Below are 25,481 nucleotides of genomic sequence, written 5' to 3'. Positions count from 1 at the left end.
AGTTGAGGAAAAACGAGATATGGCAAATTCGAGAAACCCTTAAATTTATTGGTCGGGGTGGCGGGATTTGAACCCACGACCTCTTGAACCCCATTCAAGCGCGCTAGCCAAGCTGCGCTACACCCCGACTTACGCATATTATAGTATCTTTTTATCTATTATCAACTTAAATCTCTTTTGAAATATTTTGACATCATCCTTATTTTTTACTATAATTTAATCTGTTTTTCTCGGAAAAAATTGCTAGTATTTTACTTATAGTTTACTTATCTCACTAAATACATGCTTAAAAAAAATAAGAACAAAACTAAAAAGACACCTTTTTCTATTGGATATATATTACTATTCCTTGCCGTTATGTATATCGTGCAGATGTTTTTATCTCCTAAGGCTGAGGAACTGTCTTATAGCCAATTCCGGTTATATCTGAAGAACGGTTATATATCCGATTGTTCCGTAGGAGCTAATCTTATCCGCGGCCATTATAAAAAATCATCTCCTGAAGAAACTGGTAAAGAACAGAAAATTGCATTTGTTACCGTACCCATACACGACAAAGAGCTTATCAGCGAACTCGAATCACAAAAGGTTAGATTTAAAGGTACAACCGAAAATAACTTTCTTAAAAATATCTTTATGTGGTGGGTATTTCCCTTCGGTATTATGGCATTAGGCTGGTTTTTTCTCTTCAAAAAAGTTGGTGGGATGGGATCACCTTTTATGTCTTTTGGAAAGGCAAAAATTAAATTATATTCGGACAATGGCTCGCAGAAGACTACTTTTATAGATGTTGCAGGATGTGACGAAGCAAAAGAAGAATTGAAAGAGATCATAGATTTTCTCTCTTTCCCTGAGCGGTTTCAAAAGCTAGGGGGAAAAATCCCTAAAGGGGTACTTCTCATTGGTCCTCCGGGAACAGGAAAAACATTGCTTGCCAGGGCCGTCGCTGGAGAAGCAGGGGTACCTTTTTTTTCGATTAGCGGATCAGACTTTGTCGAAATGTTTGTTGGAATGGGCGCAGCAAGGGTGCGAGATATGTTTGAACAAGCAAAAGAAAAGGCCCCATGTATTGTCTTCATTGACGAAATCGATAGTGTTGGCCGACAAAGGGGCACAGGATTAGGTGGCGGCCACGATGAGCGCGAACAAACTCTTAATCAACTCCTTGCAGAAATGGACGGTTTCAATTCACAAAAGGGAGTCATTATAATTGCAGCAACGAACCGACCTGACGTCCTGGATAGCGCATTACTTCGCCCAGGTCGTTTTGACCGACAAGTAACCGTTGATAGACCAGACCTTATTGGACGAGAAGCTATTTTGTCTGTTCATGCCAAGAATATAAAGCTGGCTTCCAATATTAGTTTAAAGGTTATCGCAAAACGTACGCCTGGCTTTTCCGGGGCAGATTTAGCCAACGTTATCAATGAGGCTGCACTGCTTGCAGCAAGGTATAATAAGACTGATGTGGGCATGGAGGAATTAGAATCCTCCATAGACAGGGTGTTAGCTGGTCCGGAAAGAAAGAGCAGGATTATGAGCAGTGGTGAAAAAAGGACTGTTGCTATTCACGAATCAGGACATACCCTGATAGCAGCCTTACTTCCCAATACAGACCCCGTACATAAGGTTTCTATTATTCCAAGAGGAACTGCAGCACTTGGCTATACTATGCAGCTGCCTATGGAAGATAAATATCTAACCAGCGAATCTGAGATACTCGACACTCTTTGTGTATTACTCGGAGGCCGCGCTGCTGAAGAACTCATATTACAGGAAATATCGACAGGCGCTCAAAATGATCTCGAAAAGGTCTCACAATTATCTCGAAGTTATGTATGCCGGTTTGGCATGAGCAAGGTACTAGGACCTCAAACTTTCGGTAGACAATCGGGAAATATCTTTCTCGGACATGATCTTGTCCAGGAAAAGGAATATAGCGACAAAACCGCGGTGATTATCGATGATGAGGTTACCAATATTATTATGAGAAGTTATGAAAAGGTAAAAAAACTCATCAATGATAACCGGGATAAATTAGAATTATTATCAAAAAAGCTGGAGGAAGAAGAGGTATTAGAGGGAGATCAGGTACTTGAATTGCTCAATATAGAAAGGAAACATCCAAAGACGCATAAAGAAACTGAGATTGCTCCCGTAGAACAGCCGCAAAAAAGCTTGCAATACATAACCAAAGATATTGGACTGGGACTATAAATAATAATATGCAGGATTACCGAAAGACTATCCTTATCTCAGCTCATACATTACAAGGAACAAGTTTTATCAGTTAAATAAAAGGGTATGCTATTACCCATTTACTTCGAAGATTGCATTTCTGCAAGAAGGCTTTGTGGAAGATTAAAATTAGAATATACGTTTTGCACATCATCATGTTCTTCAAGCGCCTCCATAAGTCCTAATACTTTGCGGCCTGCAGTTTCATCTAAATCAACACTATTTTTGGGTATCCAGCTTAGTTCCGCGGTTTGGACTGTTATGTTTTTATTTTCAATTGCAACCTTGATGTTGTACAAGTCTGCTTGTGAACAGATTACCTGAAAGGCGTCACCTACCTTTTGCATGTCCTCTGCACCTGCTTCCAAAGCCAGCATCATCAAATCGTCTTCATTGAGGGTATCACTATTTATTATAATAAGCCCCTTCTTTTCGAACATCCAGGAGACGCAACCTGATTCTCCCATATTTCCACCAAATCGCTCAAAGATTTTCCTTATTTCAGGTGGGGTTCTATTTTTATTATCAGTCACAATCTCCACCATTAATGCTACACCGCTCGGACCATATCCCTCGTACATACATTCAAATAACTCGGCTTCTGCGCTCCCCTCTCCTGTCCCTTTTTGAATAGCACGTTCAATATTATCTTTCGGCATATTAACAGCTCGTGCTTTACTTATAGCAAGTTGTAACCTTGGATTCATCTCTGGGTTTCCCCCGCCCCTTCTGGCAGCTACAGTAATCATACGAGCTATTTTAGAAAACGCTTTGCCCTTTTTAGCGTCAGCAGCGCCCTTTTTATGCTTTATACTTGCCCAATGTGAATGTCCTGCCAAATTTCTTTCTCTCTCCCAAAATTATTTTAATACATTGATTACGGTTGATTACTATTTTCAACCTCTCTATGATTTACAGTAACTTTTAAAATCGTTTCTTCCAGAGAAATTAATCTTCCTATTTTTTCTAATTTTGCTGTTATATTCTTTAATTTCGTCCCATGGTTAAATATCTCTTTATAGAGGACCTTTGCTTCTTCAAAAGCCTTTATAGCTTCATCCCAATACCCAAGACTATAATAGACATCTCCCATATGCTCATAAATATCAGGTTCTTCCGCAAATTGAACAGCTTCCCGTAACTTTTCAAGCGCCATAACGAGATAATTATCTTTTCTTTCCTTCTGCGCCTTCTTATAGTATGCCCAACCTAAACTATCAAGATATGCCCCATTCTTAGGTTGCGCCTTTAATGCCTTGCTAATAAGCCGTATGGCTTCGTCCAAATTTTTATTATTTTCAACAAATAAATAACCAAGAAAATTATTTGCCTCATGGAAATCAGGATCAAGTTTTACCGTCATATATAACTCTTCTTCTACCCTGTCAAATTCCTGACTCTCATAATAAAGATTTGCTAACAAGAAATGGACATCCCTGCTTGTTTCTTTATCCAAAGGAATCAATTTCATATTCTCAATAACGGCAATTGCCTTACCAATCCTATGTTGACTCCTATAAATTTGACTTAATAAAAAATATTCCTTTGGATTTTTGCTACCAGCATCTACATTTTTTCTCAAAATTTCTTGGGTTTTTTCAATTTCTTCGTTTCTTTTGGATTCATCATGTATTTTTCTGTATATATCAGATAACGCAAAATGCATAATCCAGTTGTTTGGTTCTTTTTCTAAAAAAGCTTTTCCCTCATTTATGGCATGAGAGTAATCGTTGAGTGCATCGTAACAAAGGGTAAGATAGAAGTTAGCAAAATTTAAGTTCGGATCAGCCTTTTTCACAAGAAGGAAGTACTCCAAGGCATTTTTAATATCATTTTTTTCAAAATATCTTCGGCCAATCTCATAATATATCTTTGCAGGCTCGTTAACAAGTTTCATATCGAGCATACTTTTGTAACACTCCGCGCCTTTTTCCATCATCCCCTCCTGCATATAAAGATTGGCAAGTCTGTACAAAGTATCAGCCAAAAATACATGGTCTAACTTTGTTATCTTGCATCGGCGCGCATTCTCGTATTCCACAATAGCATCTTGATATTTTCCCCCAATCTCATAGAGCGTAGCCAACGTATAATGTACATTGAATTCATGAGGTTTCATTTCGGCTAATTTTTTAATGAAGTTAACTGCCTTTTCATTCTTACCCAATTGAAAATAGCAGGTCGCTAAGTGACGTAGTATCTTTTCAGAAGAATTATCTAACTGCAGCGCTTTTTCAAAATAACGGGCTGCGTCTTCCCAATTTTTCTCTAACATATAAAAGTAGCCGGTACAGAAATAAGAGTATGTTTTTTCCTGGACGTCTAAAGGTTGATTTTTGTTACCAGCTAAAGGTTGAGCCTCCTGCCTGGCGGTAATACTATGACATCCTAAAAGACCAATACATAAGAACGCTATAATACCCAAAACAACACTACCCGGGTTAGGAAAAAAACATCTCATACTTCTTTCTATGTCTTACCATATCGTAGTAATTCATCTCTTCTTAAAGAATAACTTTATTTAAGGGATATTCAATAATCCCCTCGGCTCCTGCTCTTTTTAATTCAGGGGTTATCTTTCTTGCTATCGTTTCATCCAGCACGGTTTCAATTGCATAACCAGCTCCCTCGGATAACGATGAAATCGTTGGTTTCCTCAGCGCAGGTAATTTTTTTAATACCTGATCTAAAGCACCGTTCGGCACATTCATTTTCAACCCAACCTTTTCACGGGCGATAATAGCTCCTTCAAAGAGCATTGCAAGGTTTTCTATCTTCGTACGCTTCCATTCATCCTCCCATGCATTATGATTTGCAATAAGGAGTGTTGATGATTCCATAATAGTTTCCACAATGCGAAGTTTATTTGCCCGTAAACTGTTACCTGTCTCGGTGAGTTCTACAATTGCATCAACTAAATCAGGAGCTTTTGCCTCTGTAGCGCCATGAGAAAATTCAATATCAGCAACAATTCCCCGTTCAGCAAGATATCGACGTGTTACATTTACCAATTCAGTTGCAATCTTTTTCCCCTGCAGATCATTTACGGTATGTATTGCTGAAGTTTCAGGAACTGCCAAAACCCATTTAACTTTTGTCAACTGTTGTTTGGCATATATCAGGCTTACAACAACTCTGACATCAGATTCAGCCTCTTTTACCCAATCTGCGCCAGTTAAGCCTGCATCTATAATGCCTTTTTCAATATACCTTGACATATCCTGCGGTCTTATCAATCTTACAGAAATTTCGTCATCATCAATCGTAGGATAATAGGACCGTGAATTCACGATGACCGTATAACCTGCCTTTTTCATCATATCAATAGTTGCTTCTTGAAGGCTGCCCTTAGGCAGGCCTAAACATAATTTTTTCATTCTTCCTACTCACCCTTTACCGTTATATCACTTCCCTTAACGGCTTCATCAATAAGTTTTGAAATATGCATACTCTTTTTAATCGATTCATCCAAAAAAAATGATAAAACAGGTGTATATCGCGTTTGCAAATGCGCACCAACTTCAGCCTGGATAAATCCTTTAGCGTGTTCTAACGCCCTGAGGGTTTTCCTCTGCGTTGGTTCATCACCTAATATAGAAATATATACCTTTGCCCTTTTCAAATCAGGTGTTATTTCCACCTTTGTTACGGTAATAAAACTTATCCGGGGATCTTTCAATTTATAGAGGATGGCTTTGCTTACCTCTTGCTTGAGGACCTCAGATAATCTCTCAATTCTTCTTGAAGACATAGTACGTTCCCTCTTCTTTTTATGAAGAAAAAAATAAATATCATAATAAGGGACTTAAAATTTATATGCTTAATGGTAAGTAAGTTAAACAAATTCAAGTTTATAATCAACAAGCTCTACAGAGTTTGCACATCTGATCAGGTTAATCAAATTTGACAAAACGCTATTCACATATCGATTGTCGTTTCCTACCATTGCAATTCCTATTTGAGAATATTGACAATGGTCTAAAGATCCTGTTTCTGCAATAGATACATTAAAATTATTTTTAATACGATCTTTCAGGCTTTTAATAATACGGCGCTTATCTTTTAAAGTATTTGCGCTCCTTATTACCAACCGAATATTTACAATACCAATTACCGTATCGTTAGATTTATAAAACTCAAGATTCATACCATAGTAAACTGCGATTAAAGTATCAAAAAATATTTCTTTTAGACCATTACAGAATACTATTTAATTTTAATTCAATTACTATCCCGTTAAGGTACGGGCAATCTTTTGCACTTCGTATGCTTCTACAATATCGCCAACTTTAATATCATCATAATTTGCAATCTTTATTCCGCATTCGTGACCCGCTCTAACTTCTCTCACATCGTCTTTAACTATCTTTAGAGATTCTAACTTTCCATCATAAATAATAATACTATCACGAATCAAGCGAACAGAAGCGTTTCTGGTAATTTTACCAGATTTCACATAACAACCAGCAACATTGCCAATCTTTGAGATATTGTAAACAAGTCGTATTTCAATTTGTCCGAGAACAACCTCTTTAGTTTCTGGTTCCAACATACCTTCCATTGCAGCCTTTATTTCGTTCGTAGCATCATAGATAATTTTGTAAAGTCTGACCTCAACTCCTTTTTCTTCTGCCAATATACGAGCCTTATCCTCAGTTGTCACATAAAAACCAATCACAAATGCATCCGATGCATCCGCAAGAAGCACATCTGATTCCGTAATCCCCCCTACACCACAGTGTAAAATTTTCACTTTAATTTCGGGGGTTGAGAGGCCTTCTAAAGCCTTTTTCAACACTTCAACGGAACCTTTATAGTCTGCCTTTAGTATCACTTTAATCTCTTTTACCTTTCCTTCGGCAATTCTGGAGTAAAGGCTATCCAGGGTAACATGCTGAAATTTCATTAAAGAGGTCTCTCGTTCCTTCTTTTGCCTCTCCTGAGCGATTTCCCTTGCCTTCTGTATATCGTTGACTACAAAGAATTTATCTCCAGCTTCGGGAACCTCAGAAAAATCTGAAACAGATACAGGAATCGCCGGGCCAGCTTCTTTGAGATCAATACCTCTTTCGTTTGTCATAAGACGCGCCCTGCCAAATGTTTTACCACAGAGAATTATATCTCCCTGATGCAGGGTGCCGTCCTGTATCAGGATACTGGCAACAACACCCCGTCCCTCACTTAAATGCGCCTCTAATACCACACCGCGTGCAGGATTTTTAGGATTTGCTTTTAATTCAAGAATTTCGGATTCTAATAGAAGCCTTTCGAGAAGGGTATCTATTCCTTTTTTTGTTATAGCAGAAGTTTCAACAAATTGAGTTTTTCCGCCCCATTCTTCGGGGATTAAATCCAGTCCTGCAAGCTGCTGTTTGACTCTCATAGGATTGGCACCTGGTTTATCAATTTTGTTCACCGCTACAACAATCGGCACATTAGCAGCCTTGGCATGGTTTAGCGCCTCCTCTGTTTGAGGCATCACTCCGTCATCAGCTGCCACAACAAGCACCACCACATCAGTAATATTCGCTCCTCTTGCCCGCATTGCGGTAAAGGCTTCATGACCTGGAGTATCCAGAAATACCACATGCTTTCCGTTCATTTCTACTTTATATGCACCTATATGTTGCGTAATACCACCTATTTCTCCGGCAGCTACATCTGTTTGCCGGATACTGTCGAGAAGCGATGTCTTCCCGTGATCAACGTGCCCTAAAAAAGTCACAATTGGCGCACGATGCACCATATCCTCTACTTTTGTGGACACCTGCTCAGCTATAAAATTATGCTCCTCAACAACCTCCCGTTTTCTAATCTCAATTTCGATTCCATACTCGATGCCTAATAAGTGAACAATATCTTCTTTTAAGATTTGGTTAATTGTTACACGAATATTATGCTCAAGAAGTAGTTTTGTTATAATTTCGTTTGCGCGTATCCCCAATTTGGAGGAAAGGTCTTTTACCGTTATTGGTGATTCCATAATAACCTTTGTTTCTTTCTCCTTAATTATCGGTTTTTTTACTTCTGCAACTTCCTCTAAATGCTCTCTCCTTTTAGGGGATATATTACTCGGCGGGTGCTTCTTTTTCCAATATGATTTTACGGGTGTTACCCTTACAACCTGTTTTTGTGCAGGAGCACTTCCCCTGTGAACTGTGACAACTTTGTTTGGTTGAACAACTTTAACAACATTACCTGCCTGCGGCACTGTCTTGACTTCTTTTTTTTGTTCAACAATTGGTGGTGGCACCGTTTCTTTTACTTTAGGTTCTTCTGCAGGAGTTACCTTTGTGCTTGGCTGGAACAGTTGCCGTATCATTTCTGCTTGCTCAGGCACCAGCGTATTTGCATGGTGAGTAATATGAGTGAGCCCTCTCTCATGGCACTTATCAATCAACAGGCTACTCTTTACTCCTAGTTCTTTTGCAAGTGAACTGATCCGAATTTTTTCCATCTAAACTCCTAAAATATAACGTAATTTTCTAATATAATATATAGAATTAAGATTCCTCTTTTTTATCACTCGTTTCAATATTGTCGGGAGATATTTCATGTTTCGCAGGTAAATCACCTGAGGGCATTTTATTCGCTTCGGCAACTTCTGTAAGTTCTACAGCATGAGATTTTTGCCTCTCTTCAAGTTCTGATTCTGTTATGATGTCAATATCCCAGGAAGTTAAGCGAGCTGCAAGGCGCACATTTTGCCCTCTTTTCCCAATCGCTAAAGAAAGCTGATCATTTGGTACCACAATCGTTGCGACCTTATTTTCTGCAGAAAGAATAATCCCAGAAACTTCTGCAGGCTTCAGTGCATTCGGCAACAGGAGTTCTGGCTCATCACACCATCTGATAATATCAATCTTTTCACCATTCAACTCATCAACAATATTCTTGATCCGAGCCCCGCGTACACCAACACATGCACCGACACTATCCACATTTGGATCACTCGAAGCTACAGCAATTTTGGTCCTGTGTCCTGGCTCTCTTGCAAGAGATTTAATCTCAATTGTACCTTCTGCAATTTCAGGTACTTCCAGCTCAAAAAGCCTGCGAACAAAATCAGGATGTGCTCTTGAGAGCAATATCTTTACCCGTGCTCCTACTTTCTTAACATCGAGAACAATTGCTCTGATCCGTTCACCCGTATTATAATGCTCATCAGCAATTTGTTCTGGTTTATGCAAAATACTTTCTGTTTTGCCAAGATTCACAACCATCGTAGAACCTTCGAATCTTTGCACTGTGCCACTGACAATAGTACTCTTCCGGCTGATAAAGTCCTCATATATCACATCCCGTTCAGCCTCTCGTATCTTTTGGATAATAACTTGTTTAGCAGTTTGTGCTGTAATCCTGCCCAACTCAGAAGGGTCGATTTTATGATCGCCCTCCATAGCTATAATCTCTCCAGTATCTCTATCAATTTGGATGGAAATAGTATTCTGAGATTTAAAATGTTTTCGCGCAGCAGTAGTCAAAGCAGCTTCTATACCCTGGAAGACAACATCTTTGGCAATTTCCTTATCCCTATGTAAACTATCTACTAAACGTAGTAAACTTTCCTTATCCATAAATACCTTTATACAATTTAAATAATTATACTATAAGGTAAACAGTTTCTTTACTTTAACCAGAAGGAAAACAACTCATAGAGTATAGCATTAGAACGACTCATTGAAATCTCCTACCCAGTATAGGCAAAGAACTTTAAATCCTTAAAAATTTCCAAACATTAAAACAAAAAAGTGGGTTACCCCACTCTTGTAGTCTTACAATCTTCTCTTATCTGGTTTACAACTACTTAAAAATCCTTTAGAAATGAAGCATCTATTTTTTCCCTAAATTGAATAACCAATGAATCCTTAAGGGAATTTTAACAAAAAAAACGATATTGTCAAGTTATTTTTAGGGTACAGATCTATTGTAAATAGATGTTACAACTTGTCTTATTTATTTATTCATGAAAAATATCTTTGATATTCATACCTTATTTTGTTAATATCAAAACGCTTAAGGAAAGAAGAAATATACTATGGTAATTATTATCGATAATTATGACTCCTTCACGTATAATCTTGTGCAACAAATAGGTGCATTTGGCGCAAGAATGGAAGTCTTTAGAAATGACAAGGTCAATATTAAAAAAATTGAAGAAAAAATGCCCAACCATATCATTATATCACCGGGACCTTGCACACCTAAGGAAGCAGGCATCTCGAATGATATTATAAAGCACTTCTCCGGTAAAATACCTATCCTTGGAGTCTGCCTCGGTCACCAGTGTATTGCTTATACCTATGGCGCAGATGTGATCCGTGCCCGCAGGCTTATGCATGGCAAGACATCCATGATCACTCATGATGGCAAAACTATTTATAAAGGACTTCCCAATCCCTTTGTAGCAACACGTTATCATTCTCTTACTGTCAAAAGAGATTCATTACCTGATTGTCTTGAAATTACTGCCAGAGCAGATGATGATGAAATTATGGGTATACGCCATAAGGAATATCCGTTGGAGGGAGTTCAGTTTCATCCGGAATCTTTTTTAACTGAAGAAGGTCCAAAACTTCTTAAAAATTTTTTAGCGCTTTAATTGCTCAAGGCTATTAAAATCTAGTCCCAGTTTTGTACAACATGGAAAATTTTGCCGACCGCCTTATCGCTACTATCCGCGTAAAAAACAGCCCCGTGGTAGTAGGCCTAGATCCTTATTTTACCCTCATTCCTGATTCATGTAAACAAAAGCCCTTAACCCTGAATAAAGACAATCTTGCGTATGCAGCATATGGTATCCTGGAATTTAATAGACAAGTCATCGATATTATTGCTCCATTTGTAGGTATCGTAAAACCCCAAATTGCATTTTATGAACTTTATGGTTACTGGGGAATTTGGGCCTATACGGAAACTGTTAAATATGCTAAACAAAAGGAATTAATTGTAATCGGTGATATTAAGAGGGGTGACGTTCCCAGCACGGCTGAGGCTTATGCTAATGCCCATATCGGAGAGGTTCAGATAGATAACGTCATCGAATCCCCTTTCTCTACAGACGCCATAACTGTTAACCCATTTTTGGGAACCGATAGTCTGCTTCCTTTTATACAAACAGCGAAAAAAAATCACAAGGGCATATTTATTCTTGTTAAAACATCGAACCCCCTCTCCGGTGAATTTCAGGATCTCTTATGTGGAAAGAGAAAACTCCATGAGATTATTGCAGAAAAGATACCTGTATGGGGAAAGGAATTAATCGGTAAGCAGGGATACAGCGCTATTGGAGCAGTTGTAGGAGCTACATTTCCACAAGAATTATCAATTTTACGAAAAATTATGCCTGCAGCTTACTTTCTCATACCAGGTTATGGCGCTCAGGGTGCAACAGCAAAAGACATGAAATGTTGTTTTAATCCCGATGGCCTCGGAGCGATTATAAATGCTTCCCGTTCTATTCTTTATGCTTATAACCTCTCGCCATGGAAAGAAAAATACGGCGTGAGTGCATGGAAAGAAGCTACCCGAGAAGCTATTATTAAAATGAATAGAGAACTTGAAGAAATCTCAGGTATGACATAAATAAAATTATCAGATATACTACATTATATGAATAGATTAAGGAGTAACACGGTGAAAATTTTTTTGCACATACTCGTATTCGGAATGATAGTGTTTTCTCATGAGAAATATCTACAGGCTGGTCTTCTTGAAGATGTTATGGATGGTAAGGCTTTGGTTATTGATTTAACGTATCCTTTGAATGAAAAGAATCCTCACTGGCCAATTGGTAATTACACTCCATTTAAATATGAAATTATTGCTACAATCAAAAAAGACAGGGTTTTTTCGGGCAAATATAGTACACCAGAACATCTTGGAACACATATAGATGCACCAAACCATTTCGAACAAAATCAACCTTCCGTAGACCAAATCCCTTTTGAGCAGTTAATTGGGTCCGCTGTTGTTATTAACATAACTGAGAAGACAGAGAGAGATGCTGACTATACCCTTTCATTGTCAGATATTTCATTATGGGAAAAGGAACATGGGATAATACCTAAAGGATCGATTGTATTAGTCAATACAGGATGGAGCAAACGGTGGAATAATTTTAACGATTACAAGAATATTGATAAAAATAGCTGTATGCACTTTCCTGGTTATTCAAAAGAAGCGGCTAGTTTCCTGGTAGAGAAGAGGCATATCAAAGGTATTGGCATTGATACCCTTAGCGGGGATTGTGGAAATTGTTCCGATTTTCAGGTACATCATATTATAAACGGTGCAGGAAAATTTATCCTTGAAAATATAGCAAATCTTGATAAGTTGCCTCCGAAAGGAGCAACTCTCATAGTAGCCCCTATTAAGATCGAAGGTGGCTCAGGGGGGCAGTGCCGTATTTGGGCAATTTTGGCAAAGTAATTATCCTAACATTGGAATTCAGCAGTATGTCTTAACACGTCCGAAAAGCGGTCAGTGTAATGCACGGACTTGGGTAAGGTATACTCTTACCCCTATACAAGAAGCCGTACGCGCTTGTTCTTGGCCTTGTATTCCTCAACAAGACCTTTTCTTTTCAATACACCAAGGTTTCGCATAACACGCTTTTCAAACTCTAAACGGGGATTGCCTCTCGTCCGCACTCCAAGTTCCTTCAAGACATTAAAGATATTGAATACATCAATAACTAAGCCGAAAAATTCATCAAAGGTTACATTTACCCTTGAGACCCAATAAGGCGGGTTGTTTCCAATAAACCCGATATTTCCCGCTTTAGTTTATCGAAGATTTCCTGTAGTTGCGTTTCATCCGGAATATACTGAACATTTATGGATTCTATCATATCAAAGCCACATCCCTTTAATACTTCTTCCACATGGCGAACCCCTTGTCCTCCCCATCCATAAGAACCGAAGGCTAGCCCAATTCTGTTTTTGGGAGACAGCCCTTTCAGATAGGTTAAAAAACCTGCAACAGTAGGAAGCATATTACTATTTAACGTAGGAGAACCAACGCAGATAAATTTCGCCGTTAATATATCGTTCATTATGTCAGAAATATGGTTATACCGAAGATTGAGTATCTTTGTGGGAATTTTGTATGATTCAAAGGCTTTCTGAATTATAGAAGCGATCTTTTCCGTGGATTTCCACATGGTATCATAAATAATCAGTGCCTTCATTTCTGCCTGATTAGCAGCCCATTTCCCATACTCTTCCAGGATCATCTTTACATAAGAACGCCAAACAACCCCGTGTGCAGGAGCAATCATGTCAATGGCAAGCGGGGCTATTAAATCTATTGCCTTTTTCACCAGCATAGAGTAAGGTAAAACAATATTAGCATAATACTTCTTTGCCTCTTCAACAACGATACCAAAAGGATATTCATCATCGAACCTTTCAGAAGAAGCAATATGCTGTCCAAATGCATCATTAGAGAAAAGGACATTATCCTCTTCCAGATAACTCACCATATTGTCCGGCCAGTGAACCATTGGAGTATGAAAGAACTTGATATTTCTCTTACCAAGGTTAACAGACTCATCTGATTTAACCACCTTAAAATTCCAATCCTTTCTCTTATAGTGAGCAATTAGCCCCTTTTGTCCATTTGGGGAGGTTATAATCGTTGCATTTCTGGCAGTTTCCATAAGAAGCGGCAGGCTCCCGGAATGGTCCATTTCCACGTGATTTGCAATAATATAATGAATTTGTGAAGGGTCTATGAGAGAGGATACACGGCTCATCATTTTCTCATAGAGATAAGGTCTGACCGTATCAATCAGGGTAATTTTTTCATCAAGTATCAGATAGGCATTATACGTTGATCCCCGTTGGGTTAAATAGCCATGAAAATTGCGAAGATCCCAGTCAATTTCTCCAACCCAATAAATTCCTTCTTTCAATTTTACCGGATTCATTCGTTCCTCCACAAAAATCAAAGTACCTGAAAAAATATTCATGAATAGTTGAACTTAAATATTTTATAACTTTGTTTATTGCTTCTTTGTTATAGAGATTGGATTGGTTGTCCCACTATTTCTCTGATATGATTAAGAAAAACCTCATTAGGAGTGTAATTTTCCAAAAATGGATTTATGATAAAAACAGGGACATGACAGCCGATCCGATACAACCTCTCTTGTGTTTTCATAATATCGATAGAGGTATCATCTTTATATTTATTAATCACTGCAAGATCGATCTTGGAAATAATCTGTTTTGTAGAACGTTTTATCTTCGGTTCTCTGGCTGTGGTAACAAGAATACTGAGACTAGCATTATGGGTATGTAAAAAGCTGTTACCTTCTACAAGGACTAAATTGCCTTTATCAAAATAGGACAGCGCCTCTTCGATGCCCATTCGAAGACATTCAGAATGAGTTTGAAGCCATACGACCTTTCTGGCACCGGCACTTTTGAAGAGAGCAGTATCTTTACCCGGTTGATTAATCTGAAGCGGATCAACAGTGATCTTATAGGGATACGCCATAGTATCACATACATCACAATCGGATTGCCTGGTGCAGTTACCTTCATGTTTTGTAGTAATTTTTAAGGCCGATAAGTCAAAAAAATGCCTGAGTAAAAATTGTGCAATTGTCGTCTTTCCTACACCACTTGCTGTGCCAGTAATAGATATAATCTTCATATTATACAAGTATACTATACTTCTCCCGGTTCCTACAACTCCTTTTGCCTTTTTCTCCTTATTAATGCTAGAAATTCCTGTCCAACTGTATTGCATCTTTAAACTTACGATTGTTGGGCCGACCTCTGCTGAGGCGGAGTTTGAGAGCTTTTTTTGTTAATCAATTCCTCGTACTCATTGATATAGTAATGAATTGTAGACAGTACAGGATTAGCTGCCGTTTGACCCAGACCACATAACGACGCTGTTTTGGTAACCTCGGCCAATTCCCTGAGCAAATCAATATCCTCTTTTTTGCCCTCTCCTTTTGTAATACGGGTAAGAATATCAAGCATCCTTTTGGTTCCAATCCTGCAAGGAACACACTTTCCACAAGACTCATCCTGGCAAAACTCCATAAAATACCGTGCAATTTCAACCATAGAGGCTGAGTCATCCATGACAATAAGGCCACCAGAACCCATAATAGCCCCTACCTCTTTGACTGTTTCATAATCAATAGAAAGATCAAGATGCTGAGCAGGCACACACCCACCTGAGGGACCTCCCATTTGAGCTGCTTTGAATTTTTTCCTTCCGGGAATACCACCACCGATATCAAAAACAATTTCACGCAGTGTCGTTCCCATCGGAACTTCTACAAGCCCTGTATTCTTTACATTACCTGCAAGAGCAAATATCTTTGTGCCTTTACTCGTTTCTGTACCAATAGCTTTATAGAATTCAGATCCTTTAAGAATAATGACGGGTACGTTTGCAAAGGTCTCCACATTATTGATATTCGTAGGTTTTCCCCAAAGGCCGTTAGTGGCCGGAAATGGAGGACGCGGACGCGGCATACCTCGCTTTCCTTCAATAGAGGCAATGAGGGCTGTCTCTTCACCACATACAAATGCACCAGCGCCCATTTTGATTTCTAAATCGAAACTAAACTGAGACCCAAGGATATTTTCTCCTAAAAGTCCAAGGGTCTTTGCTTGTTCTATGGCAATCTTTAAATGCTCCACTGCAATGGGGTACTCTGCACGCACATAGATAATCCCCTTTCTTGCCCCAATTGCATAAGCACCAATAAGCATCCCCTCAATCACCGTGTGGGGGTCACCTTCAAGAACTGCCCGGTCCATGAAAGCACCTGGATCGCCTTCATCTCCATTACAAATAATATATTTTATATCTCCTACTGCCTTTTTAACAAATTCCCATTTATTGCCTGTAGGAAACCCGGCGCCGCCTCTGCCGCGGAGGCCTGAGTTTTTCATTTCAAGAATTACATCATCCGGTGTCATATCCGAAAGCACCTTTGAAAGGGCTGCATATCCGTCTCTGACGATATATTCATGAATATTTTTTGGATCGATCTCACCACAATTTCTTAATACGATCTTTTCTTGTTTGCTATAAAATGGAATATCACGAACATAGGGAATACGTTTGCCGGCATCTGTATAACAGAGCCGCTCAATAACTTCGCCTTTCAGGATAGTTCGTGAAACAACTTCTGTAACGTCCGTCTCTGTCACTCTGCCATAAAAAATACCCATGGGTTCAATGGTTAAGACAGGCGCCCGGGCACATAAACCCTGACAACCGGTATCAACAATTTCTACTTTATCTTCTAAAGATAGCTTTTTAATCTCAGCCTTAAAGGCCTTAAAAACTTCTTCTGCGCCAAGCGCCCTGCAACCTGTCGTACAGATCAATACTCGTATCTTATCAGAGCGATATTTCGATTCGAGGGATTTCCTGAACTTTGCCAGTTCATCAGGACTTTCTAATTTTTTCAATTTGTCTCTCCTTTTTTAATAACCCTTGAGAATAGCCTCTGTTTTTTCTACGGTTAATTTCCCATAATATCTACCATCAATCATCATAACTGGCGCCAGAAAACATGTGCCCAGACATGCTACAGGTGTATAGGTAAATTTATAATCCGGAGTTGTTTCGCCTTCTTGTATCTGGAGAACATCTGAAATCTTTTTCTTTATATCAGGTGCACCCTTGATGTGACATGCCGTACCGGTGCAGATCTTGATGGTATATTTACCACGTGGTTCCAGATAGAATTGTGAGTAAAAGGTAACAACTCCATAAATTTTACTTAAAGGAATACGTGTTTTAGCAGATATTTCTATCAGAACATCCTGAGGTAAATACCCATAAGCATCTTGTATAAGCTGTAAGATAGGAATAAGATCCGCATGGGTTACCGAACTATAGTTTGAGAGTATAGACCTGCACTGGGCCAAATCAACCGAAGGGCTACTTTCTTTATTTAGAGTAACGTTTTTCTGCATAATATCTTGTCTCCAAATCGCTTATTTAATAAATCAAAGTTAGAGAGTTCAATTCAACGCAAATGCACAGAGAGCTTGGGGTCTTGTGTTTCTTGTTAAAACTCTAAACACGAGACAGTAAGGTCTTGCCTTGCGCCTTTGCGGTAAACTATTAAAAATTAGTTTTAACATAACGAACTGCATTTTTAAAAATGAAAAAACCGTCTCCCTGCTCTTTGAGTCCGTTACGTGTCCAATGTGGGTGCTGTGTCGGCTCTACATACCTTTCGGGATGCGGCATCATACCAAGAATTTGACCTGTCGAGTCACAAATTCCCGCGATATTTTGAACAGAACCGTTGGGATTCCATGGATAATCAGCTTCTTCTCCGCGTTCGTTTACATATTTAAAGATAATCTGATGATTCGCTGTGATCTTATTTAAAACGTTCTCATCCCGTACAATAAATTTCCCTTCTCCATGCGCTACTGGCAGGTATATTGTCGGGATATACTCATCATGGATAAAGATAGATTTGTGGGAGCAGATTTTTAAATAAACCCATCGATCCTCGAATTTGTTCGAGTCATTAAAGGCCAATGTAGCCTCTTGCTGATATTCACCCTGTGTACTATTGTTACGGAACAGGCCAGAAGCCGGCAGTAAATCCGCCTTTGTTAATACTTGAAATCCATTACATATCCCAAGGATTAATTTTTTCTCATGAATAAAGGTTGTAATCTCCTCTCCCAGATCATATTTGATTTGATTTGCTAATATTTTACCAGCAGAAACATCATCTCCGTAAGTAAATCCGCCAGGAAGAGCTAATATCTGATAATTCTTCAGTAGTTTCCGGTTTGTCAGGAGTATATTGATATGAACTACATCCACCTTTGCCCCTGCTTTTTCAAAGGCATAGTGGGTTTCATAATCACAATTTGTTCCGGCTGTTCTGAGAATTAATACCTTTGGTATTGTCATAGTATCTATAGTAACCGATTATATATTTAATTTAAACCTCAATGTCAGAAAGGACACAAAGAAATATAGTTATAACTCTCCACATGCTTTTCCTCCAAATCATTGTATCTTCCGTGCCCTCATAACCCTTCATTATTAAAATAGAGCACTCTACCATCTCAATGGCGATTGCCATGCTTCTTTTAAATCGTAAATATTTTCATGAACAATTAGCCTGTTGTTGAGTCCGTTAATTTTGAGCAACGGCTCTCCGATAACCTTTCCTATCATTCCGTAAGGAATATCTTTTATAAGAGCTTCGAATTGCTTGTGATGTTCAGGCCGCACCTCAACAATAAAACGGGTATTTGACTCAGAAAAAAGAAGAGTATCGTTTCTGTGGATTTGACCTTCTGTCGCTATGGCAGAGAGATTAAGCAACATACCATATCCCCCTGCAAATGCCATCTCTGCTGCGGTAACGGCAAGGCCTCCCTCAGAGCAATCATGACAAGATCTGATAATTCTCTGATTTGTTGCCTCGGACAGAGCATTCATGATTTTCATGCCCAGGGTTACGTCTACCTTTGGGACATTATTTCCCGTATATCCGTGGACATGGTAATAATGCGAGCCGCCTAATTCGGCTCGAGTAAGCCCGATAAGATAGATCAGGTTACCAGGCTCTTTGATATCCATTGACACAGCATTCCGCACATCTTCCATTACTGAAATAGCAGAAATAAGGAGCGTTGGAGGAATTACAATCGTCTCTTTATCAGTAACAAATTCGTTATTCAGACTATCTTTTCCAGAAATAAAGGGAGTCCCATATGCAAGAGCAATATCATAGCAAGCCTGCGCAGCCATTACGAGACTGCCAAGGCGATCCGGCTTATTGGTATTACCCCAGCAGAAGTTATCTAAGAGTGCAACCTGTTTTAAACTTCCGCCAACGGCTATTATCTGCCGGAGCGCCTCATCAATTGCCGAGGCAGCCATGTGATACGGGTCTATATCACCATATCGCGGGTTCATTCCGTTCGATACAATAATACCTTTCCTGCTCCCCAGCACAGGGATAATAATACATGCATCGCCCGGCCCATCATTCTGAATACCCTGAAGAGGCTTTAATACACTTCCCCCCTGCACTTCATGATCATATTGGCGTATAATCCATTCCTTACTGCAAACATTCCAGGCAGAGAGTATCTTCTTTACATCAAATCCGTAATCTTCCTTTTCGGATAAAACAGGCTCTTCAAAGACACGTCTATGCCATACAGCTTTGCGCTCTAATCTCGGTATACCTTTGTGGAGGAAATTCATCTCTATTTCTCCAACTCCCTGAGAATTGTACATCAGGCGCAATATCCTGTCACGGGTAAATCTTCCGATAACCGTTGCTTCTACATTTTCTGTCTCAAATACGTGAAGAATCTCAGACTCTTTTTCTGGCGGAACAGCAAGCACCATCCGCTCTTGTGACTCAGAGATCCAGATCTCTGAGTAAGAGAGGCCCTCATATTTAAGAGGCACCTTTTCCAGATAAACAATTGCTCCTAAATTTTCACCCATTTCACCGATAGCAGAGGATAAACCTCCGGCTCCGCAATCGGTAATGCAGGTGTACAACCCCTTATCACGCGCCTGTAAGAGGGCATCCAATAACGCCTTTTCTGTTATTGCATTTCCAATTTGTACAGCACCTCCGGAGATCTGTTCTGACCGATCATGTAATTCTACGGAGGAAAATGTTGCGCCATGGATTCCATCACGGCCGGTTCTCCCCCCTACAACAACAATGAGATCGTCCGGGCGAGCCTCTTTTTGACATTTATTCTTTGGTATAATACCTACAGTTCCACAAAAGACGAGCGGGTTACCAATATATCGTTCATCAAAAAAGACAGCGCCATTTGAGGTAGGAATACCCATACGGTTACCATAATCCCTCACACCGGCAACAACGCCTTTCATGACCCTTTTTGGATGCAAAACACCCTTCGGAATTTTATCCAGGGGGGTATCGGGCAGACCAAAACAGAATATATCAGTATTAAGAATCGGCTTGCCTCCTAATCCGGTACCCATAATATCCCTGATTACACCCCCGACACCCGTATTAGCTCCTCCGTATGGTTCAATTGCGGAGGGATGGTTATGGGTCTCTACCTTAAAACAAATATTATAGCAATCATCAAATTGTATAATACCGGCATTATCTTTAAATACAGAAACACACCATGGTTTATCAAGCTCTTCCGTAACTCTCATAATCGTGTTGCGTAACAGATTGTCAATGCGGTTCCCGTTGAAATCAATAATGCCTTTCAGGGTCTTATGGATACAATGCTCAGACCATGTCTGTGCAATTGTTTCAAGTTCAACATCTGCAGGTTCTCGTTTCAGTGACCGGTAATACCCCTGAATCGCTTGCATTTCCTGAAGATTTAGGGAGAGCTGACCAAGCCTGCTTATCTCCTCCAGCCGGGCATTATCAGCGTCTAGCAAGGGTACAAAATTCTTCTTAAAGGTATAATGGATATTGCCGTGGTTGTAATCTGGCATCTCCGGATAAACAAAAATATCTTCTATCTTGGTATTTGCAAGAACTCGGGTCGCAATAGTATGAACGGTCTCCCGTGACAGGTTTCCGTTTATGATATATTTTTGCGCTGTTTTAATACCGTCTACATGTATTCCTATATCACGGAGTGCTTTCAGAATCGATAGTTCCGCAGGGTCCATAACGCCTGGTTTACGGCTGATTTCAATAATGTGGAAAGGCGAACGATCACTCATCCCTCTATGAGTTACTGTATCCCCGTTATATTGATAACGCTGAGTAACCGTATCCACAAAAAGCTTTCTGGCAATCGTATCCAAATCATGCTTGCTTACGTTTCCAAAAATGATATAAACCTGGTGAACCCTTACGCTTGTCACGCCGGGGAAGCCAAACGCTTCAATTTCTGATCGTATGGTATTTCCTAAAGGATCAGGAAATTCGCTCTTAAAAAATACCTCTATTCTTGAGTACATACCTTAATAAGCCTATTCTTTAATTTGGTTTTTTTGGTGTATCGAATTATTATGAAATACACTATCACGTGATACCTTTGCCATTCTTAGTCTGTTCAGTAACGTAGTATTGTCTTTATGTAAAAGATCATTCTTAAATCCGGTAAGTTCAACCATAAGCTGATCGATTGATTGTATGATATTTTCTCGATTTTGATCAAAAATATCCACCCACAACTCCGGATCACCAGATGCGACTCTTGTAGTATCCCTTAATCCGCTGGCGCCATAACTAAGATATTCCTTTTTGACTGCGTTTATAAGGCATGATGCAACCAGATGAGGGAGATGACTTACATCCGCCAATATTTTATCATGTTGTTCCGGGGTTAAATATATTACTTTAGCACCTAAGAGTTTCCATAAACAGGAGATTGTGTCTAATGCGCTTGTATGGTTGAGTTGCGATGGTGTTACAACGCATGTACAACCTTCAAAAAGATCAGGCGAGGCAAACTCAACACCCTTTTTCTCTGATCCGGCAATAGGATGCGCACCAACAAAGGCAACATCGCTTCTGATGTTCTGAGTTATTTGTTCAACGATACAATTCTTTGTACTGCCTACATCAGTGAGAATAGCATTGCTCTTCATTAATTGTATAACTTCTTTCGCAGTTTTAATAATTTGATTTACTGATGTAGCTAGTATTACAATATCAGCATCTTTAACAGCCTTATCAATACATGAAACTCCAATATCAATAGCATTCATTTTAAGAGCTTTTTCTAAAGAAGAAGCCCTCTGGCTTACACCAATAATGGTTCTCGCCAAATTTCTTTTTTTTAACGCTAAACCAATGGAACCACCAATAAGCCCCGGGCCGATTATACAGATGGTCTCGAAGTGCATAGATTTCTGAATTATGTTTACCCTACATTATAGAATATAAAATTTCATGTATAAAGAAACCAAATGTTACATTTCAGGCTTCTTTTTGTCAATGTTTTTAAGTCATTTGAATTAACAATTTTTAGAGAATAAACCCTTCACAATTATACGTCTTAATTTCCTTGCAATAAGACAAAAATTAATTAAAATAAATCCGCTATATTAAGTCTCATAATGAATACTAATCATTACATTATAAGATATTCTCTTAATATTAAGAAGCAATATAACAATATAAAGAGAGGAGATATTTTGTCTGAGAAATCCGTAACAGAATTAGAGAATTTGATACTGGAGATTGAGCATCGTATAGAAGATTTAGAAACCGCTTCCTCACAAGATAACGTTAATAGGATAACAGAGATAGAATATTTGAAGGAGAGAAAAGAGAGGCTTCAGATAAAGCTATATTCTCAATTAACTCCATACGATGTAGTCAAGATAGCGAGGCATCCCCTGCGTCCGCTTTCAGCGGATTACATAAATCTTATCGCTGAGGACTTTGTTGAACTTCATGGAGACAGGTGTTTCGGAGACGATAAAGCAATTATTTGTGGTTTAGGAAAAATCGGACAGGAGAGGCTTTTAATAATCGGACAGCAAAAGGGAAAGAGTACAAAGGAACGCATCGCTTGTAATTTCGGTATGCCAAACCCCGAAGGATACAGAAAGGCGCTGCAAAAAATGATGCTCGCAGAAAAGTTCCATTTACCCATTGTTACACTCATCGATACACCAGGCGCCAATCCAGACATCGGAGCGGAAGAACGAGGCCAGGCACACGCCATTGCAGAAAACATCTATGAGATGAGCAGACTGAAGACTCCAATTATCAATATCGTCATAGGAGAGGGGGGAAGCGGCGGTGCCTTAGGTATTGGCATCGGTGACAAATTTTCCATCCTTGAATACGCCTATTATTCTGTAATTTCGCCTGAGGGTTGCGCTGCAATATTGTGGAAAAATAGCGAAAATGCATCCGAAGCAGCAAAATCTTTGCAGCTTACAGCAAAAGATTTATTAAAATTAGGTATTGTGGATGAAATTATCCCGGAACCCCTTGGAGCAGCGCATAAGGACCCCAAAACAATGGCACATATATTAAAATCACATATAATTAAATATTTAGAAGAGTTAAAGGGTATTCCCATTATCAAACTTGTGGAAAACCGATATAATCGGTACAGAATGATAGGTAAATATTTGGAAGGCTAAACTTATTAGCCTTTGCAGAAATCATAATCTCTCAGGTGAACTCAATATTAAAAATTGCTTTTTATAATTCCGATTTCATCCTGAGCTAGTTCTTCTGTGTAGTCATTGATTTTATAAAGTTCCTTGTAATGCATAAGCATTTCGTTGGAATTCTTATAACCCAGACGACGGCCGTAATTAACAATGCACATAGTTCTTACTTCCACAAAGGAAAAGCCGTTAAATTTTAACGCCTCTTTAATGCATTTTTTCATATGATTTAGATGGTACGCTGAAGTCCGGGCAAAGTAGCAGTTATGATGTTTAAATAAAAACTGCACATCGGTTGGATAGTCTGGATTACCATCAGGCGTGGTCAGGGTCTTCGTATTGTGAGGTGTGATAGGAGAAGCCTGGCCACCTGTCATAGCATAAATTTCATTGGCATAACATACCACAGTAATATTTGTTTTTCTCCGTATTGCATGGAGTAAATGATTAGCTCCAATACCAAGCAAATCACCGTCTCCACTCACCACAACAACATGAAGGGCATCATTTGCATATTTGATACCTTCAGCTACCGGTATCGCTCTGCCATGAGCTGTATGGACTGAATCAAGATTAAAGAAACCGGCGCTTCTGCCTGCACATCCAATTCCGGAAATAACTACCGTGCCATCCTTCGGCAGGTCAAGTTCATCAAAAGCCTGACATATCGTTTTCAGGACAATGCCATTCCCACACCCTGGACACCAGGGTGTGGGTAACAAGTCAAGTTTCAAATAACGTTTAAAACCGCTCTCTTTATCCATTCCTCTTTCTCTCTACGGATTTATCTTTTCTTCCGCTTCTTATGAACAATAAGCCCTGCTGATTTTTTTATTCCTCATTTCTCTCTATCGTTTTTTTCCCTATTTTTTGTTTTATTTCATGTAAATCAATACGGCCACCCAAAATTGGTATAAACTCTATCTCACGATGCAATATACATTCAATCTCACGAACATAGTGTCCTGTATTCATTTCCATAACAAGGATACGCTTATACCTGGATGCGATTATTTTGATTTCTTCGACCACCGGGAACATTCGTATCGGTCTATACAGCGCAAAATCATTCTTAAAATAATAAGCTACCCTGGAGAGCGCCCCGTATGATATGAGGAGTGTATCGGTATCTTTACCACATTCCAGATACTCGTAGCAATTGTATCGCTGAGCCACCAGTTGCTGCTTTTCATATAAATGAGTAATAAGCCTCCTGTAGTTATCAACATCGGATGTCCTTGGCACAGACCCTTCGTGGGATAGTCCTGTAAAATGCCGGTTGCCCTTACCTAATGGCGGACGGCTGCGATTCTTAATCTCAAAATCTCTGTGAGGTATAATAGTCTCATAGAGATGACTAATATATCCATCACTGAGGAGGATAACAGGACTCATGGATTCCTCTGCCGCATTAAATGCCATAATGGTATATGCATACAGTTCTGAGACGGAATTGGGATAGAATACGATAGGGAAGTAATCCCCATGACTGCCATGAATGCATTGTATAACATCTCCTTGTGCAGGCAAAGTAGGCATGCCCGTACTCGGACCCACCCTTTGAACATTTACAATAACAAGTGGTATCTCCATCATATGGGCTAACCCTATACTCTCCTGCATAAGAGAAAACCCTGGTCCTGAGGTAGCTGTCATCGCTTTAAGCCCGGCCAAAGACGCGCCAATACTGGCATTAATCGAGGCAATCTCGTCCTCCATCTGCAGTACCTTGATGTGTTTCTTATTGACCAACTCATGGATAATTTCAGATGCAGGTGTTATAGGATAGCCTGCATAGAATTTCAATCCGGCAACTTCAGCCGCCATTACGATGGCTTGATTTCCCTGTACCAACTGTTTTTTCATCTACTTCCTCAATTTCAATAGCTATGTCCGGACAATACCGCTGGCACATCTTACAAGCAATGCACCTATGTAATTCCACAAGCTTTTGTTGCTGAATTTCCAGATTTTTCACAGGACAAAAATTAACACAAATACCGCAACGTTTACAGTATTCATGATTGATATGGACAATCCCTTTTCGTTTTTGAATTTTCTCCCCAGTCACTTCACCTTCCTACTTTCCCTTTAATAACTCATTCTCAGTTACCGCA

The 25,481-nt window shown here is 39.3% G+C and carries 22 protein-coding genes and 1 tRNA gene; 5 read left to right on the top strand and 18 right to left on the bottom strand.

Annotation, left to right across the window (positions count from 1 at the left end; all coding sequences use genetic code 11):
- Nucleotides 1-49: 49 nt before the first annotated feature.
- Nucleotides 50-127 (bottom strand) — tRNA-Pro (locus FBQ94_RS09125).
- A gap of 155 nt (nucleotides 128-282) precedes the next feature.
- On the opposite strand from FBQ94_RS09125, the gene ftsH reads away from it, so the two are divergent.
- The gene (ftsH, locus tag FBQ94_RS09120) at nucleotides 283-2,217 is read left to right on the top strand and encodes an ATP-dependent zinc metalloprotease FtsH (RefSeq protein ID WP_007223205.1); all 1,935 of its coding nucleotides are present in this window, start codon (nucleotides 283-285) and stop codon (nucleotides 2,215-2,217) included.
- A gap of 101 nt (nucleotides 2,218-2,318) precedes the next feature.
- Here the strand turns inward: ftsH and FBQ94_RS09115 are convergent, their stop codons facing one another.
- From FBQ94_RS09115 to nusA, 7 genes are all read right to left on the bottom strand, one after another.
- The gene (locus FBQ94_RS09115) at nucleotides 2,319-3,077 is read right to left on the bottom strand and encodes a YebC/PmpR family DNA-binding transcriptional regulator (RefSeq protein WP_007223206.1); all 759 of its coding nucleotides are present in this window, start codon (nucleotides 3,075-3,077) and stop codon (nucleotides 2,319-2,321) included.
- 38 nt (nucleotides 3,078-3,115) lie between these two features.
- Nucleotides 3,116-4,699: a tetratricopeptide repeat protein gene (locus tag FBQ94_RS09110; RefSeq protein WP_007223207.1), complete on the bottom strand. Its 1,584-nt coding sequence runs from the start codon at nucleotides 4,697-4,699 to the stop codon at nucleotides 3,116-3,118.
- A gap of 43 nt (nucleotides 4,700-4,742) precedes the next feature.
- Nucleotides 4,743-5,615 carry an ATP phosphoribosyltransferase gene (gene hisG / locus FBQ94_RS09105; RefSeq protein WP_007223208.1) on the bottom strand — a complete coding sequence of 291 codons (873 nt, stop codon included), beginning with the start codon at nucleotides 5,613-5,615 and terminating at the stop codon, nucleotides 4,743-4,745.
- Between the two features lie 5 nt (nucleotides 5,616-5,620).
- Entirely contained in the window at nucleotides 5,621-5,989 is a 369-nt protein-coding gene (gene rbfA / locus FBQ94_RS09100) for a 30S ribosome-binding factor RbfA (protein ID WP_007223209.1), read from the bottom strand.
- 84 nt (nucleotides 5,990-6,073) lie between these two features.
- Nucleotides 6,074-6,385, bottom strand: a complete 312-nt coding sequence (locus tag FBQ94_RS09095) for a DUF503 domain-containing protein (protein WP_007223210.1) — start codon at nucleotides 6,383-6,385, stop codon at nucleotides 6,074-6,076.
- Nucleotides 6,386-6,466: 81 nt separating this feature from the next.
- Nucleotides 6,467-8,695, bottom strand: coding sequence for a translation initiation factor IF-2 (infB, locus tag FBQ94_RS09090; RefSeq protein ID WP_007223211.1), 2,229 nt, complete (start codon nucleotides 8,693-8,695; stop codon nucleotides 6,467-6,469).
- 46 nt (nucleotides 8,696-8,741) lie between these two features.
- Nucleotides 8,742-9,815 (bottom strand): transcription termination factor NusA, encoded by a 1,074-nt coding sequence (gene nusA / locus FBQ94_RS09085; protein WP_007223212.1) that lies wholly within the window; start codon nucleotides 9,813-9,815, stop codon nucleotides 8,742-8,744.
- Nucleotides 9,816-10,276: 461 nt separating this feature from the next.
- Here nusA and FBQ94_RS09080 point away from each other — a divergent pair, with 461 nt between their 5' ends.
- Genes FBQ94_RS09080 through FBQ94_RS09070 form a run of 3 tightly spaced genes read left to right on the top strand, consistent with a single transcriptional unit; the run spans nucleotide 10,277 to nucleotide 12,669 of the window.
- Complete coding sequence (locus tag FBQ94_RS09080; RefSeq protein ID WP_007223213.1) at nucleotides 10,277-10,840, top strand: anthranilate synthase component II; 564 nt, start codon at nucleotides 10,277-10,279, stop codon at nucleotides 10,838-10,840.
- Nucleotides 10,841-10,881: 41 nt separating this feature from the next.
- Nucleotides 10,882-11,823, top strand: a complete 942-nt coding sequence (gene pyrF / locus FBQ94_RS09075; RefSeq protein ID WP_007223214.1) for an orotidine-5'-phosphate decarboxylase — start codon at nucleotides 10,882-10,884, stop codon at nucleotides 11,821-11,823.
- Between the two features lie 51 nt (nucleotides 11,824-11,874).
- On the top strand, nucleotides 11,875-12,669 hold the full coding sequence (locus tag FBQ94_RS09070; RefSeq protein WP_007223215.1) for a cyclase family protein: 795 nt from the start codon (nucleotides 11,875-11,877) through the stop codon (nucleotides 12,667-12,669).
- 295 nt (nucleotides 12,670-12,964) lie between these two features.
- Here the strand turns inward: FBQ94_RS09070 and FBQ94_RS09065 are convergent, their stop codons facing one another.
- The 7 genes from FBQ94_RS09065 to FBQ94_RS09035 form a co-directional block, all read right to left on the bottom strand.
- Complete coding sequence (locus FBQ94_RS09065) at nucleotides 12,965-14,170, bottom strand: FprA family A-type flavoprotein (RefSeq protein WP_007223216.1); 1,206 nt, start codon at nucleotides 14,168-14,170, stop codon at nucleotides 12,965-12,967.
- Nucleotides 14,171-14,259: 89 nt separating this feature from the next.
- A complete protein-coding gene (locus FBQ94_RS09060; protein ID WP_285442098.1) occupies nucleotides 14,260-14,901 on the bottom strand; it encodes a hypothetical protein in 642 nt (213 codons plus the stop codon).
- Between the two features lie 104 nt (nucleotides 14,902-15,005).
- Nucleotides 15,006-16,688 (bottom strand): NADH-quinone oxidoreductase subunit NuoF, encoded by a 1,683-nt coding sequence (gene nuoF, locus FBQ94_RS09055; RefSeq protein ID WP_007223218.1) that lies wholly within the window; start codon nucleotides 16,686-16,688, stop codon nucleotides 15,006-15,008.
- A gap of 15 nt (nucleotides 16,689-16,703) precedes the next feature.
- Nucleotides 16,704-17,198: an NADH-quinone oxidoreductase subunit NuoE gene (gene nuoE, locus FBQ94_RS09050; RefSeq protein WP_007223219.1), complete on the bottom strand. Its 495-nt coding sequence runs from the start codon at nucleotides 17,196-17,198 to the stop codon at nucleotides 16,704-16,706.
- 151 nt (nucleotides 17,199-17,349) lie between these two features.
- The gene (gene purQ, locus FBQ94_RS09045) at nucleotides 17,350-18,162 is read right to left on the bottom strand and encodes a phosphoribosylformylglycinamidine synthase I (protein ID WP_007223220.1); all 813 of its coding nucleotides are present in this window, start codon (nucleotides 18,160-18,162) and stop codon (nucleotides 17,350-17,352) included.
- 150 nt (nucleotides 18,163-18,312) lie between these two features.
- Nucleotides 18,313-21,189: a phosphoribosylformylglycinamidine synthase subunit PurL gene (gene purL / locus FBQ94_RS09040; RefSeq protein ID WP_007223221.1), complete on the bottom strand. Its 2,877-nt coding sequence runs from the start codon at nucleotides 21,187-21,189 to the stop codon at nucleotides 18,313-18,315.
- Nucleotides 21,190-21,201: 12 nt separating this feature from the next.
- A complete protein-coding gene (locus tag FBQ94_RS09035; protein WP_007223222.1) occupies nucleotides 21,202-22,080 on the bottom strand; it encodes a prephenate dehydrogenase in 879 nt (292 codons plus the stop codon).
- A 291-nt stretch (nucleotides 22,081-22,371) separates the two neighbouring features.
- Here FBQ94_RS09035 and FBQ94_RS09030 point away from each other — a divergent pair, with 291 nt between their 5' ends.
- The gene (locus FBQ94_RS09030) at nucleotides 22,372-23,334 is read left to right on the top strand and encodes an acetyl-CoA carboxylase carboxyltransferase subunit alpha (RefSeq protein WP_007223223.1); all 963 of its coding nucleotides are present in this window, start codon (nucleotides 22,372-22,374) and stop codon (nucleotides 23,332-23,334) included.
- Nucleotides 23,335-23,381: 47 nt separating this feature from the next.
- On the opposite strand, the gene FBQ94_RS09025 is transcribed toward FBQ94_RS09030, so the two are convergent.
- The 3 genes from FBQ94_RS09025 to FBQ94_RS09015 form a co-directional block, all read right to left on the bottom strand.
- Nucleotides 23,382-24,128 carry a thiamine pyrophosphate-dependent enzyme gene (locus FBQ94_RS09025; protein WP_007223224.1) on the bottom strand — a complete coding sequence of 249 codons (747 nt, stop codon included), beginning with the start codon at nucleotides 24,126-24,128 and terminating at the stop codon, nucleotides 23,382-23,384.
- A 67-nt stretch (nucleotides 24,129-24,195) separates the two neighbouring features.
- Nucleotides 24,196-25,230, bottom strand: a complete 1,035-nt coding sequence (locus FBQ94_RS09020) for a thiamine pyrophosphate-binding protein (protein WP_007223225.1) — start codon at nucleotides 25,228-25,230, stop codon at nucleotides 24,196-24,198.
- Complete coding sequence (locus tag FBQ94_RS09015; RefSeq protein ID WP_007223226.1) at nucleotides 25,181-25,435, bottom strand: 4Fe-4S dicluster domain-containing protein; 255 nt, start codon at nucleotides 25,433-25,435, stop codon at nucleotides 25,181-25,183. The genes FBQ94_RS09020 and FBQ94_RS09015 overlap by 50 nt, the downstream gene beginning before the upstream one ends.
- Nucleotides 25,436-25,481 lie beyond the last annotated feature (46 nt).

The sequence above is a fragment of the Candidatus Jettenia sp. AMX1 genome, assembly GCF_030263775.1.
In the GTDB taxonomy this organism is placed as follows: domain Bacteria; phylum Planctomycetota; class Brocadiia; order Brocadiales; family Brocadiaceae; genus Jettenia; species Jettenia caeni.
Note: the sequence above shows the minus strand (reverse complement) of the source record. Positions and strands in the feature narration are given on the sequence as shown.